This window comes from Mycoavidus sp. HKI, from assembly GCF_020023735.2.
GTDB lineage: Bacteria > Pseudomonadota > Gammaproteobacteria > Burkholderiales > Burkholderiaceae > Mycoavidus.
The window spans coordinates 684,927-699,123 of record NZ_CP076444.2; the positions used below are offsets into that span (position 1 = coordinate 684,927).

Annotated in this window: 9 protein-coding genes, 1 other RNA gene and 1 pseudogene; 7 read left to right on the forward strand and 4 right to left on the reverse strand. The window is 51.3% G+C overall.

Going from position 1 to position 14,197, the window contains the following annotated elements; translation table 11 throughout:
• The first annotated feature begins 32 nt into the window (after positions 1–32).
• The 6 genes from KMZ15_RS02830 (at position 33) to ligA (ending at position 9,213) form a co-directional block, all read left to right on the forward strand.
• Complete coding sequence (locus tag KMZ15_RS02830) at positions 33–4,013, forward strand: DUF3683 domain-containing protein (protein WP_223693982.1); 3,981 nt, start codon at positions 33–35, stop codon at positions 4,011–4,013.
• Positions 4,010–4,453 (forward strand): HIT family protein, encoded by a 444-nt coding sequence (locus KMZ15_RS02835; protein ID WP_223693984.1) that lies wholly within the window; start codon positions 4,010–4,012, stop codon positions 4,451–4,453. The genes KMZ15_RS02830 and KMZ15_RS02835 overlap by 4 nt, the downstream gene beginning before the upstream one ends.
• 25 nt (positions 4,454–4,478) lie before the next feature.
• Positions 4,479–5,219 (forward strand): bifunctional demethylmenaquinone methyltransferase/2-methoxy-6-polyprenyl-1,4-benzoquinol methylase UbiE, encoded by a 741-nt coding sequence (gene ubiE / locus KMZ15_RS02840; RefSeq protein WP_223693987.1) that lies wholly within the window; start codon positions 4,479–4,481, stop codon positions 5,217–5,219.
• A gap of 22 nt (positions 5,220–5,241) precedes the next feature.
• Positions 5,242–6,276, forward strand: coding sequence for a Tim44 domain-containing protein (locus KMZ15_RS02845; protein ID WP_223693989.1), 1,035 nt, complete (start codon positions 5,242–5,244; stop codon positions 6,274–6,276).
• A gap of 99 nt (positions 6,277–6,375) precedes the next feature.
• Positions 6,376–7,068, forward strand: a complete 693-nt coding sequence (locus tag KMZ15_RS02850; RefSeq protein ID WP_223693991.1) for a response regulator transcription factor — start codon at positions 6,376–6,378, stop codon at positions 7,066–7,068.
• Positions 7,069–7,155: 87 nt separating this feature from the next.
• Complete coding sequence (gene ligA, locus KMZ15_RS02855; RefSeq protein WP_223693993.1) at positions 7,156–9,213, forward strand: NAD-dependent DNA ligase LigA; 2,058 nt, start codon at positions 7,156–7,158, stop codon at positions 9,211–9,213.
• Positions 9,214–9,231: 18 nt separating this feature from the next.
• On the opposite strand, the gene KMZ15_RS02860 is transcribed toward ligA, so the two are convergent.
• Both KMZ15_RS02860 and map read right to left on the reverse strand, forming a co-directional pair.
• Positions 9,232–11,868 (reverse strand): [protein-PII] uridylyltransferase, encoded by a 2,637-nt coding sequence (locus tag KMZ15_RS02860; protein ID WP_223693995.1) that lies wholly within the window; start codon positions 11,866–11,868, stop codon positions 9,232–9,234.
• Between the two features lie 46 nt (positions 11,869–11,914).
• Positions 11,915–12,721, reverse strand: coding sequence for a type I methionyl aminopeptidase (gene map / locus KMZ15_RS02865; RefSeq protein ID WP_223693997.1), 807 nt, complete (start codon positions 12,719–12,721; stop codon positions 11,915–11,917).
• A gap of 169 nt (positions 12,722–12,890) precedes the next feature.
• On the opposite strand from map, the gene ssrA reads away from it, so the two are divergent.
• Positions 12,891–13,249, forward strand: a transfer-messenger RNA (tmRNA) gene (gene ssrA / locus KMZ15_RS02870).
• Positions 13,250–13,313: 64 nt separating this feature from the next.
• Here ssrA and KMZ15_RS02875 read toward each other — a convergent pair.
• Positions 13,314–13,904, reverse strand: coding sequence for a site-specific integrase (locus KMZ15_RS02875; protein ID WP_223694661.1), 591 nt, complete (start codon positions 13,902–13,904; stop codon positions 13,314–13,316).
• Between the two features lie 55 nt (positions 13,905–13,959).
• Positions 13,960–14,151 (reverse strand): annotated as a pseudogene (locus KMZ15_RS02880) (ATP-binding protein); the annotation flags it as partial.
• Positions 14,152–14,197 lie beyond the last annotated feature (46 nt).

Below are 14,197 nucleotides of genomic sequence, written 5' to 3' on the forward strand. Positions count from 1 at the left end.
CCGGCAAGGCCGCTGGCTCGCTATAAGTAGACATGAACGCATCATCTCAGACTTTTGAAGCACAACAACCCGCTGCGCGCTTGCGCGAAATTCCGTATAACTACACCTCCTTTGCTGATCGAGAAATCGTCATCCGGCTGCTGGGCGAAGAAGCTTGGCATGCGCTCGACGAATTGCGCGGGCAACGCCGTACAGGTCGCTCCGCTCGGATGCTCTATGAAGTGCTAGGGGATATTTGGGCGGTACGCCGTAATCCCTATTTACAAGACGATCTGCTTGATAATCCAAAGCGCCGGACCCTGCTTATCAAAGCACTGAACCACCGCTTAGCTGAAATCGAAAAGCGGCGACGCCTTGATTTAGATGCGTGTGCTGATGAAGTGAGCCGTGCGCGCACGGCTCGAGTGCAGCAATTACTCGTCGCCGCTCATGGGGCCGTGGCAGCGTTTAGCGCTGAGTTTGAGCGCATACGTGCGCTGCGCCAGCGTACGCTAAAAGTGCTAAGCCACTATACGCATAAAGATAATGTGAAATTCGATGGTCTCTCGCGCGTCTCGCATGTGACCGATGCAACCGATTGGCGTATTGAATTTCCGTTTGTCGTCCTGACCCCGGATCATGAAGCCGAAACGGCTGGTTTAGTTAAAGGCTGCATAGAACTTGGGTTGACGGTGATTCCGCGCGGTGGTGGCACCGGCTATACCGGCGGCGCTGTGCCGCTAACGCCCTGGTCAGCTGTCCTGAATACAGAAAAACTTGAGCAACTTGGCGCGGTTGAATTGATTGAACTGCCTGGTCACACAAGAGAGTGTCAAGCGGCCACGATTTTAAGCGGCGCGGGGGTCGTGACGCGGCGCGTAACTGAGGCGGCTGAGCAAGCAGGTTATGTCTTTGCGGTTGATCCCACTTCGCTCGATGCATCATGCATTGGTGGCAATATTGCTATGAATGCAGGTGGCAAGAAAGCAGTTTTGTGGGGTACGGCGCTTGATAATCTGATCTGGTGGCGGATGGTCGATCCAGATGGAAATTGGCTTGAAGTGACGCGCCTTGAGCATCATCAGGGTAAAATTCATGAGGTGCCGCTGACCCGCTTTGAATTGAAATGGTTCGATGGTAAACGCGCGCCAGGCGAAGCGTTGCTGCGCACAGAGACACTCGTGATAGAGGGTTGGCGTTTTCGTAAAGAAGGGCTTGGTAAAGATGTCACGGATAAATTTCTAGCTGGCTTGCCAGGGGTGCAAAAAGAAGGCTGCGATGGGCTGATTACAAGTGCGCGCTGGCTTTTACACAAAATGCCGGCGCATATCCGTACCGTTTGCCTTGAGTTTTTCGGTCAGGCGCGCGATGCGATTCCAGGCATTGTTGAGATTAAGCAATATTTATTTGAAGCCTCTGCAGCGGGCCGTGCGACCTTAGCAGGCCTTGAGCATTTAGATCAACGCTATCTACGCGCTGTAGGCTATGCGGCTAAATCGAAGCAGCATGGCGTGGACGCTACTTTGCCCAAAATGGTGCTGATTGGCGACATTGTTGGCGATGATGCAGACGCAGTGGCGGCGGCGGCCTCCGAAGTCGTACGCATAGCCAATAGCAAAAATGGCGAAGGCTTTGTTGCCGTGAGTGCGGAAGCGCGTAAGCGTTTTTGGCTGGATCGCTCGCGCACAGCTGCCATTGCGAAACACACCAATGCGTTTAAAATCAATGAAGATGTAGTGATTCCACTCCATCGCATGGGTGAATATACGGATCATATCGAGCGGATTAATATTGAGTTGTCACTCAAGAATAAGCTGCAGTTGGTGAGCGCGCTTGAAACTTTTTTTAAGAGCCGGGCCCTGCCACTCGGTAAGAGCGGCGAAGCCAACGACATTCCAAATGCTGAATGGCTTGAAGGCCGGCTACAGCATGTTCTCGAGGTGCTAGACAAGGTCCACGTGCGCTGGGAATATGTGCGCGCAGAACTCGCTACACCACTCGCTAGTGCCTATACTCAATTGCTGCAACTTGGCTATGCGCCGCTTGAATCCGCCTTTGAGCAACGCCTTAGCGCTCAGCCACAGGCCAGCCTATTCGATATAGTGCAAGACCATACCATCCGAATTTCATGGAAAAACGAAATTCTTAAGCCATTGCAACAGATTTTTAATGGCGCTGCATTTAAGCCGATTCTCGATGAAGTGCAGGCGATTCACCAGCGCGTACTGCGTGGGCGGCTGTTTATCGCCCTGCATATGCATGCAGGCGATGGTAATGTGCATACCAATATTCCCGTCAACTCAGACAATTATGAGATGTTGCAAGAGGCGCATCAGGCCGTTGCACGCATTATGCAGCTTGCACGTTCGCTTGATGGCGTGATTTCTGGCGAGCACGGCATTGGCATCACTAAACTTGAGTTTCTGAGCGAGTCGGAGTTGGCTGACTTCCGGGCGTATAAGCGGCGGGTTGATCCTAATGGGCATTTTAATCAAGGCAAATTGCTTGAAAATGCAGATTTACGTCATGCGTATACGCCTAGTTTTGGGCTGATGGGCTATGAATCGCTTTTAATGCAGCAATCTGACATTGGGGCGATTGCCGATAGTATTAAAGACTGCTTGCGCTGTGGTAAATGCAAGCCAGTGTGCGCCACCCATGTGCCGCGAGCGAATCTATTATATAGCCCGCGCAATAAAATTCTGGCTACTTCGCTGTTGATTGAGGCTTTCTTATATGAGGAGCAGACGCGCCGTGGCATATCGCTGAAACATTGGGATGAATTTAACGATGTGGCTGACCATTGCACGGTGTGCCATAAGTGTTTGTCGCCCTGTCCCGTCAATATTGATTTTGGCGATGTGTCGATGAATATGCGCAATTTATTGCGCAAAATGGGTAAGAAAAAATTTAATCCAGGAACGGCGGCCAGTTTATTTTTTCTGAATGCGACGGCACCGGGAACGATTCGTTTCGCTCGTCAGGCAATGATTGGCTGGGGCTATAAAATGCAACGGCTAGGTCACGTCGTGCTGAAAAGATTCGCCAAAAAGCAAACGGCGCGGCCCCCTACAAGTGTGGGTAGGGCTAAGGTTGTGGAGCAGGTGATTCACTTCGTTAACAAGAAAATGCCGGGTAATTTGCCGAAAAAAACCGCGCGCGCGTTGCTTGATATTGAAGACAATAAAATTGTGCCGATCATTCGTAATCCGCACACCACGACGGTCGATTCAGATGCCGTGTTTTATTTTCCCGGTTGTGGCTCCGAGCGGCTTTTTTCGCAAGTCGGGCTAGCGACGCAAGCGATGTTATGGCATGTGGGCGTGCAAACCGTACTGCCTCCTGGTTATTTGTGCTGTGGCTATCCGCAACGCGGTGCCGGGCAAGAGGACAAGGCAGGAAAAATCGTCACGGATAACCGCGTGCTATTTCACCGAGTGGCCAATACCTTGAATTACCTGGATATTAAGACCGTTGTTGTCTCGTGTGGAACGTGCTATGACCAGCTGGCAGGCTATGAGTTCGACAAAATTTTTCCAGGTTGCCGGTTAATTGATATTCACGAATTCCTCCTCGAAAAAGGGGTTAAACTGGAAGGCGTAGCGGGGGTGCGCTATATGTACCATGATCCTTGCCATACGCCAATTAAAACCATGAATCCGACGCAACTGGTCAACCAGTTAATGGGTACCGAGGCGGGTCCAAGCCAAATTGAAAAAAGCGACCGTTGTTGTGGTGAGGCGGGTACATTTGCGATTACGCGCCCGGATATCTCGACGCAAGTGCGTTTTCGTAAAGAGGAAGAGCTTAAGAAAGGTGCAGCGCGCGTGCGCGCGGATGGTTTTGCTGGCGAAGTTAAGGTGTTAACAAGCTGCCCATCTTGCTTGCAAGGGCTAGCGCGCTATCATGACGATGCTAATATTGATGCAGATTATATTGTGGTTGAAATGGCGCGTCACCTGCTAGGTGAAAATTGGTTGCCCGATTATGTGCAGCAGGCCAATGCGGGAGGGATTGAACGGGTGCTAGTATGACAAACTGTGTGTTATGCGAAACTGCTGGGGGCGATTTACTTTGGCATGACGATAAAGTGCGGGTTGTGGCTATCGATGAAGCCGATTACCCGGGTTTTTGCCGGGTTATATGGAATAACCATATGACTGAGTTCTCGGAGCTTGAGCCTCGGCAACGGGAATATTTAATCGATATCGTCAGTCAAGTTGAGCAGATTATCCGGCGGGTGATGCAGCCCGTAAAAATGAACCTGGCTAGCCTTGGTAATCAAGTGCCGCATTTGCACTGGCATCTGATTCCGCGCTATGCTGATGACGCCCATTTCCCAGCGCCGATCTGGGGGCAGCGCGTGCGCGCCACAGCCGAAGCGGTTTTACAGCTACGCCGCAGCCGTGCGCTTGAATTGCGAGCAGCCATCATGAGTGGTCTTGCAAGTCAGCCGGTGGTGGCGCCTCACTGATGATTTATTATGGAAGGTTGATCTAATGAGTAAAACGCACTTTGGCTTTCAGACGGTTGCTGAAAACGAGAAGGCGCGCAAAGTGGCAAACGTATTCGATTCGGTTGCCGCAAAATACGACTTAATGAATGATTTAATGTCGGTCGGCCTCCATCGGGCATGGAAAGCATTCACTGTTGCGCAAGCCGGTGTAAGGCCAGGTTTTAAGGTGCTTGACTTGGCTAGCGGCACCGGAGATTTGGCTAAAACTTTTGCCAAACAAGTGGGTGACTTGAATCAAGGTGGCGAGGTTTGGCTCACTGATATTAATGAATCGATGTTGCGCGTGGGCAGGGACCGCTTGCTCGATCAAGGTTTGATCACGCCTACACTCTTATGTGACGCGGAGCGAATTCCGTTTCCTGCTGGCTATTTTGATGTGGTGACGGTGGCTTTTGGTTTACGTAATATGACGCATAAAGAGGTGGCACTCGCTGAAATGCGGCGCGTGCTCAAACCGGGTGGCAAATTATTAGTGCTTGAATTCTCAAAGATCTGGGCGCCCTTGGCTAAGCTGTATGATTTTTATTCATTTAAAATATTGCCATGGCTTGGCCACAAGGTTACGCGTGATGCGCAGAGTTACCGCTATCTAGCTGAATCGATCCGGGTCCACCCTGATCAAAACGTTTTGCAGGCGATGATGGAACAAGCAGGTTTCGATCAGGTCAATTATCATAATTTGGCGGTAGGGGCGGTTGCCCTGCATATTGGCATAAAGTATTAATTTTCTAACTGAGGTCTATCCAATGTTTTCTTTATCAGCTATACAGTTTGCTGATTTCTCTCTAAGTTCATCGGCTCGTGCTGGCCGGAATTTCCTGGCGCGGCGGATGGCCAGGCTGACTTTAAAGCGCGTTGTTGTGCTGATGCTAGCCAGTGTGCTCGCGCTGGGACTGATGATGCAAGAGGCTGAGGCTAAACGCATGGGCGGCGGCCGTAGCAGTGGTCGCCAAGCGCAGATGTTTAAGCGCCAGCAAGCCGCTCCTAATCCGCGCCCAAGTCGGCCCCATGCGGCTGCCCAGCCAACGCGTAATCGCTGGCTCGGTCCGCTGGCCGGGATTGCTGCTGGGCTAGGGATTGGCGCTCTTTTGTCTCACCTGGGTTTAGGTGGAGCGTTAGGTGGCTTGCTCTCTAACCTAATTATCATTGGCGGAATTGCTCTACTTGGTTATTGGTTGGTGCGTTGGCTTGCCGCGCGACGGGCGCGTAATAGCGCGGCGGCTTCGCCAGCGTTTATGCGTGGTGCGCATGAGCCGGCAATGGCTTCAAACGCTGGCTCGAATTTCGATATGCGTGCGGGTTTTGCGCAAGATCAGAAAGGTATGGCGTCGCAATTTAGCGGCGGTATGGCGTCTGCTCATACAGCAGTACAGCCTGTAAACGCTGTGCCAGCCCATTTTGATACGACGCTTTTTTTGCGTAACGCCAAAGTTCTTTTCGTCCGCCTACAGGCCGCTTGGGATGCCGGCGATGCGGCCGATATTCGTGAATTCACAACCCCGGCCATGTTTGCTGAGATCAAACTCGATCTAGCTGAGCGCGGTATGGCGTTGAATCAAACAGAAATTGTGCAACTTGAAGCCGCGCTAATTGGCCTTGAAGAGCAAGCAGGCGAGACTTTAGCGAGCGTACAATTCTCAGGATTGATTCGGGAAGAGCAGGGGACCCATGCTCAGCCGTTTTCTGAACAATGGAATCTCACTAAACGAGGCCATGAAGGTTGGTTACTGGCTGGCATTGAGCAAGATATTTCACCTAGCGGCGCGCCATTACTTTCTTAGTGCGTGTGATTTAACTAAAAACATTTTTGGGGCGCTTCTTGTAGGCGCCCTTTATTATGCTAGGGCTTGCATTGTATCGCCCATTGCTAGCTAAATGCTATGTCTACTCCTGCTTTAACTGTTATGCTGCTTGACGACCATCCGGTAGTACTGGATGGATTTAAGACGCAATTATGCGCAGCGCCGGATATTAAGATCGTTGGTACCTTCATTACCAGCCGTGCGTTGCTAGCTGCGCTTAGAATTCATACTTGTGATGTTTTACTGATAGATTATTCATTGGGTGAGCGCGATCTTGATGGCGTTAATTTGGTCCGCTATCTAAGCGTGCGTTATGAAAGGATTAAAGTCCTTGTGGCCTCAGCGCATCATGATCCAGCCACCATGATGTTAGTGATGCGCGCGGGTGCGCGCGGTTTTTTTAGTAAGCGCCAGAATTTAGCCGAGCTACCGCAGGCGATTCGTATTGTTGCCTCCGGGCAGGCTTACTTAGGCGTGCAGTTGGCAGAACAACTTTCTGGTCCATCTTATGCGCTAAGCGAAGTGGTCACTTTGGGGCATACGGGGCAGGATTTACGTACGGATTACGATATCTTATCTCCCCGTGAACGTGAAGTTTTACGTTGTTGTCTTGAGGGCCTGACATTGACGCAAATTTCAGAAAAATTCTCACGCAGTATAAAAACAGTGAGTGCTCAAAAGAGGGCCGCTTACCGTAAATTGGGTATTCAGAATGACTGCCAACTCTTTAAAATTGGCCCTTCTTTGAAAGCCAAGGTAAATCAAGGCTAGCCCTTTTAGCTAAATGACTGACTGCCTAGGGTAGTTGGTATGCTATCGGCTTTGCAGCATTCACTTCCCCATCAAGCTAAAAACCACATGCATAACCCAGTAGACCATGACAAAGCTGAACGTGCTGCAGCGCTGCGCGCGCAAATCGAGCAGCACAATGATGCCTATTACGTACAGGATGCTCCGGCAATACCTGATGCTGAATACGACCAATTGTTTGCCGAGTTGGTAGACATTGAAACAGAAAATCCTCATTTGCTGACACCAGACTCGCCTACGCAACGCGTAGGCGGCCAGGTTGCCGAGGGTTTTAAGCCGGTTGTGCATACGGTGCCGATGCTGTCGCTGAACAATGGTTTTAGCGATGAAGAGATTGAAGCATTTGATAAACGTTGCGCGCAAGGGCTGAATAAAACAGAGTTGGATACAGGCCTAAACTATGCTTGCGAACTCAAGTTTGATGGGCTTGCCGTTTCATTGCGCTACCTCGACGGGGTACTAACGCAGGCGGCAACTCGGGGCGATGGCGTGCGTGGAGAGGATATTACGGCCAATATCCGCACGCTACGCTCGATTCCGCTGCGTTTGCATGGGTCCTCTATCCCTGAGCTGCTTGAAGTACGTGGCGAAGTGTTTATGCTCAAAAGTGCTTTTGACGCATTAAATGAGCGTCAGCGCGCAGCGGGTCAGCGAGAGTTTGCTAATCCGCGTAATGCAGCGGCAGGCAGCTTGCGCCAGCTCAATCCAAAAATCACCGCCAGCCGGCCACTGTCATTTTTTGCTTATGGGATAGGTGCGCTTGCCGGCGTTGCCATGCCACCCACACACCAAGCTTTGCTGGATTGGTATCTGGAGCTGGGCCTCCCAGTCTGTGAAATGCGTGCGGTCGTGCAAGGAGCAGTGGGGTTACTTGGCTTTTTTAAGGCAATGAGCGAGCAACGCAATAGTTTGCCTTATGAAATCGACGGTGTCGTATACAAATTGAACCAGTTGGAAGATCAATTGCGGCTTGGTTTTGTTGCGCGTGCGCCGCGCTTTGCGCTGGCGCATAAATTCCCTGCACAAGAGGCCTTGACCAAGTTGATTGCAATCGAGGTTAATGTGGGCCGCACCGGTGCGGTTACGCCAATCGCACGGCTTGAACCCGTGTTTGTGGGGGGCGCAATGGTGACCAATGCGACCCTGCACAATGAAGATGAAGTGCGGCGCAAAGATATTTTGATTGGCGATACGGTGATTGTGCGGCGGGCTGGCGATGTGATTCCAGAAGTGGTGAGCGCATTAATTGAACGCCGGCCCACCGATGCGCACCGTTTTGAGATGCCAACTGAGTGTCCAGTATGCGGATCTGCAATTGAACGCTTGCCCGGTGAGGCGGTGGCTCGTTGCACGGGGGCCCTGGCTTGTGCCGCACAGCGTAAGCAAGCACTTTGGCACTTTGCTCAGCGGCGCGCGCTGGAGATTGATGGTCTGGGAGAAAAAATTATCGATCAACTGGTCGAACAAGAGCTGGTGCGTACGCCTGCCGATTTGTTTAAGCTAGACGTTGCAACGCTGGTTGCGCTTGAACGTTTTGCTGACAAGTCCGCCCAAAACCTGCTTGCTGCATTGCAGCATGCTAAGCAGACTACGTTGGCTCGCTTTATCTATGCACTTGGTATACGCCACGTTGGCGAGTCAACTGCGCTTGGTTTAGCGCGTTATTTCGGTGCGCTTGATTCGCTGATACAAGCGTCCCGCGAAGGATTGCTCGAAGTCGATGAGGTCGGGCCGGTGGTGGCGGAATCCATCCTCCAATTTTTTGCCCAAGCGCATAATCTCGAGGTGATTGAACAATTGCGCGCAGCCGGTGTAACTTGGCCTGAAGGGCCACCTGCTGCGCGCCCTAGTGCTGGACCATTGGCCGGTAAGACGGTCGTCCTAACGGGCAGTTTACCTAACTTAACCCGCGAGCAAGCAAAGGCGCAACTGGAAGCCGCGGGCGCCAAAGTTGCGGCTTCAGTCTCCAGCAAAACCCATTATGTGATAGCTGGGGCAGATGCTGGTAGCAAACTCGCGAAAGCGGAGGCGCTAGGGATTGAGGTGCTTGATGAAGAGGGCTTGCGCCAGTTGTTGGCAAGCGTAGAGCCGCCGCAAGATCTTTAGTGCCGGTGGGTCAAAATCTCAGACTGCAATGGCGCGGAGTAATTCGGTTTCAAGCTGAATCTGTTGCCGGTGGTTAGCGAGTTTTGCCCCGGCGAGCAAAAACATGTCTTCAACGCGCTCTCCTAGCGTATTGATGCGTGCTGCATATAGGCTGATTTGGTGTGCCGCGAGTATATAGGCAATTGCATAGAGGAGCCCTGGCCGGTCATTGGCTGAGAGTGACAGGATGTAATATTGGCCACGTTCATCGGCGCGTAAATTAACCCGTGGCGTGCTCGGAAAAGTACGTGATTGCCTTGACAGCCGGCCTGGAGAGGGGCTGCGTAGTGGTTTGGCGGCCGCCAGATGGAGCGCTAATTGCCGCTCAATGCGCGTGGTGATTTCATCGTAGTCGTGCAGCGTCTCATTTGCCGTTCTATGCGGATTGTCGTCTAGGCTGTAATAAGCGTGAGTTACAAAGAAACTATCCAGCGCATAGCCATGGCGGGTGGTGTGGATGCGCGCATCTAATACGGAGAGAGCATGACGGTCGAAGTAACTACAAATACCGGCAAACAAATCGGCTTGATCTTTCATATAGACCAGCACTTGCACCCCTTCCCCAAGCGGTGAGCGACGAGCTCGGACAATCGGCTGAGGGGTTTCGAGATATAAATAAAGCGCATGCGTTTGCCAGGCAATATCGGGGGCGTCATGGCGTAAAAAGTAAGCAATATCTAGCTGCTCCCAAAAAGCTTGGGAGGCACCCTCCGGGATCAAGTGCTGCTGCAGCAGCACAAGCGCTTGCTCTTTACGGAGCGCCAGCGCCGAATGCGTATTGGGTTGCATACCGCCGAGCGTATTTAGGGTGAGCCGGTACAAGTCTTCAAGTAATTTGCCTTTCCAGGCATTCCAAACCTTCGGACTCGTGCCGCGAATATCGGCCACCGTCAGTAAATAAAGCGCGGTGAGTTGGCGCTCGGTTTGTACTTGATCTGCAAAACGCTTGACGACGTGCGCATCGCTGGTATCTTGTTTTTGTGCGACTCGGCTCATGGTTAAATGGTGCTCGACTAGCCAGACAATCAAGTGAGCATCTGCAGCCGCTAGCTTGTGCTCGCGGCAAAAGCGCTGTGTTTCGGCCATGCCAAGGATTGAATGGTCGCCTCCCCGTCCCTTGGCAATGTCATGAAAAAGCGCAGCAATCATGAGTACCCATGGCTGTTCAAAATTCATCATCAATTGGCTGCAGAATGGATATTCATGAGCATGTTCTGCAACGCCAAAGCGGTGTAAATTGCGCAACACCATTAAGATATGTTGATCTACTGTATAGGCATGATAAAGATCGTGCTGCATTTGCCCCACGATCCGCCAAAAGCTTAATAAGTAGCGACCCAGCACACTCGTTTGGTTCATCAGTCCCAGGGCGTGGGCGGTGCCTGAGCTCTCTGTAGAGTTCTGCGATAGCTGCAAAATCTCAAGAAAGTGTTGGCGGTTTTGTGGCGAGCGGCGCCACTCTTGGTTCATCATGTTGCGCGCATTGTATAAGGCACGCAACGTGCGAGTCGATAAGCCCTTAACTCCGGGAGTGCGCTCGCACAGCAAAAAAGTTTCAAGAATCGCGTCAGGTTCGCGCTGATACAGATCATCTTGCAGAATTTCGATCATGCCTTGTTTTTCAGCGAAGCGCTCGGACAGTCTATGCGTAATGCCGCTTGTCTCTGGAAAAAAGTGCGCTTCAATCGTTTGCAGCAAAATCGTGGTGAGCTGGGTGACAGCCTTAGCCGCCCAGTAATAGCGGCGCATCATTTGCTCGCTAGCACGCTTAGCAGGCGTTGCGCGATAGCCGAAGTTTTCAGCCAGCTGTGTTTGAAAATCAAAAGCAATCACATCTTGCCGCCGGCCAGCCAAGATATGCAGCCGGGCGCGCAGCGTTTTTAAAAAGAGTTCGTTGCGGCGCAATTCACGAGCTTCGCGCACGGTGAGTTGGCCGCCTAGCTCAAGTTCGTGCCAGCTATGGCCAAAGCCGGCTGTACGCGTCAACCATAGAATAAGCTGCAAATCGCGTAACCCGCCTGGGCTTTCCTTGCAATTAGGTTCAAGGCTATAGGGAGAATCCTGAAACTTCGCATGGCGTTGTTGCATTTCAAGCAGCTTTGCCTGGAAGAATGCGCGCGTATCCAGGGCTTGATTAAAGCCGCTTATAAACTGACTAAAGAGCGCTAAGTCGCCGCCGATACGGCGCGCTTCGAGGAGGGCAGTTTGCACCGTAATATCTTGGCTCGCCGCCTCTATACACTGTGCGATGGTGCGTACGCTGCTGCTAATTTCCAGGCCAAGGTCCCAAGCCATACCAATAAAGGATTCGAGCTTAGCGGTTAAGTTGGCATCGGGTTCAGCAGGCAACAAAATGAGAATATCGAGGTCAGAGTGGGGCGCCAGTTCGCCCCGGCCAAAACCACCTACTGCCGCTAGCACAAAAGATGACGGTAGCTGACATAGATGCCACGCATTTAAAAGCGCGTGATCGGCAGTGCGTGCTAGCGCACGCATGAATGTATCAATTTTGCCGATGGCGTTAAACTTTTCAATGAGTGCGGCTTTGCTGGTTTTAAAGCTGGCGGCTTGAGCCGTAGGGTTGCCAGGCAAACGCTTACTGTGCATCGCACTCATTGTCAATTTGCATCGAGTACAAAATAGTTAATCATAAAGTAACGGCTTAAACGGCGACGCTGATTGTTGGGCGTGCTGGGGAACCCGCCGATACGGTGAGAATTTCATGGCCCGTTTCTGTGACCAGTACCGTATGTTCCCACTGAGCAGAAAGGCTGCGATCCCGCGTTTTCACGGTCCAAAGATCAGGCATCGTGCGAATCTCACGGCGCCCGGCGTTAATCATCGGCTCAATCGTAAAGATCATCCCAGCCGTGAGTTTAAGACCGGTGCCTGGCCGGCCGTAATGAAGCACTTGTGGCTCTTCATGAAAGACTTGCCCAATACCGTGTCCGCAATATTCGCGCACGATGCTATAGCCTTGTGCCTGCGCATGTCGCTGAATGGCATAGCCAATATCGCCTAGCTGCGCGCCGGGGCGCACTTGATCGATGCCTAGCCACATGCATTCATAGGTTGTTTGCACGAGCCGCTTGGCAAGGATTGACCCTTCGCCCACAATAAACATGCGGCTTGTATCCCCAAAATACCCATCTTTAATCACGGTAATATCAATATTTAAGGCATCGCCATTTTTGAGCACCTTGTCACCCGGAATGCCGTGACAAACGACATCATTCACTGAAATGCAGGTTGCTTTCGGATAGGGTGGGTAGCCATCAGGCTGATAATTCAGTGGGGCTGGAATCGTTTTTTGCTCGTCGAGCATATATTGGTGGCACAGGCGATCAAGTTCGCCGGTCGTGATGCCGGCCGCGACAAACGGCTTAATGTAATCCAACACTTCGCTCGCTAGTCGGCAAGCAATACGCATCTGCGCGATATCTTTTTCATTTTTAATGGTAATACTCATATTTTTGTCCAATTGTCTTAGCTGCGCTCATTTGTATTATGACCGCATGAGAGTATCGAGTGCAAGCGCCTAGCAGCGAAGGCTGGGCCTGCTGACGAATGGATTTGAATCGTTGAGAATTAAAAGACGTTTCTTTAAGTGCCGATTTGTGGAATAATCTGGATACCACGGGGCCGACTTGGTTTCGACGTGGGTTGCAAAGCAATGTAGGGCATACCGAGGACCCGTTACCTCGTTAATCAATGGGAAAAAAAGTAACTGCAAACGACAAAACGTTCGCTGTAGCCGCTTAATTGCGGCTCGCCTCGCACTCGCTCTCTGACGGGTTAGGGTCGCAAGACCGCGCGAGGTCATTTACGTCAGACCGTAGTAGGTGATGTCACGGCGTCTACTATTAAATCTAGTGAATCGCTGTAGTAGAGCGTGTTCGTCCGCGCTGCTGCAGTTAAATTAAATGATTGAACTAAGTATGTAGAACTGCTTGTAGAGTGCTTGCGGACGCGGGTTCGATTCCCGCCGGCTCCACCATTGAATCCTTTAAAATCAATGGGTTAGGTTTTTTGAGATATCGTTTTTTACCCCTGATTACCCCTCATTTCTGATCGGAATGACAGCATTCCGACAGCATTTTTTTAGCAAAAATCGCGACAGCTTTTTTTCCTGCTTCTTTATCTGCTGAGGGCATCCATCGGCCGTAGCGACGCGCTATCATTGTCCAATCCGAATGCCCCATCTGCTGCGCGACCCACATTGGATGCTCGCCAGCCGATAACATCATTGATGCATAGGTGTGCCGTGTCTGATATGGACGACGGTAGCGGGCCTCGGCGTGCTTCACCGCGGATTTCCATGTACGTCGTATTTGTTCGTCACCGTCCCATCGTTTGTGCGTGCTTGGGTTATGAAATATGGCACTGCTTTCAAGTAAAAAAGTATACTTCTTTTGCGCGTTTAGCGCGGCAAGTGCTGGCGCAAGAATCTTTACTTCCCTTCGGCTGGCACGTGTTTTCGTGTCTTCTGCTTTACCGCGTGCTGCGCTGGTCATAGCCTTATATACCTTAACGCATTCACGCGAAAAATCAATGTCTGCCCAATCAAGCGCTATGAGTTCGCTTGTACGTAGGCCTGTCCAAAATGCGAATTGAATAAGATTACGTGCCTGATCGGGTAGTTTTTTAAGGATCGCTTGTCAAACAGCGTCCAAAATTTGCCAGTAAACAGCGCCGAAAAGTTTCCAGTTAAGGCACTAAATGAGAGGGGATATTTCGATGTTTGAAACGGTAAGATTGATTGCCAGTTTCAAGGATATGGCAATGATGTGTAATACGGTCCAACAAAGCGGTGGTCATTTTTGCGTCTCCGAAGACCTGTACCCATTCGCTAAATGAGAGATTGGTAGTGATAATTAAAGAGGTTTTCTCATAAAGCTGTCTTCTCAATTTGCCCTTTCTCCCAGCCTGCTGCTGGCGTACAGGC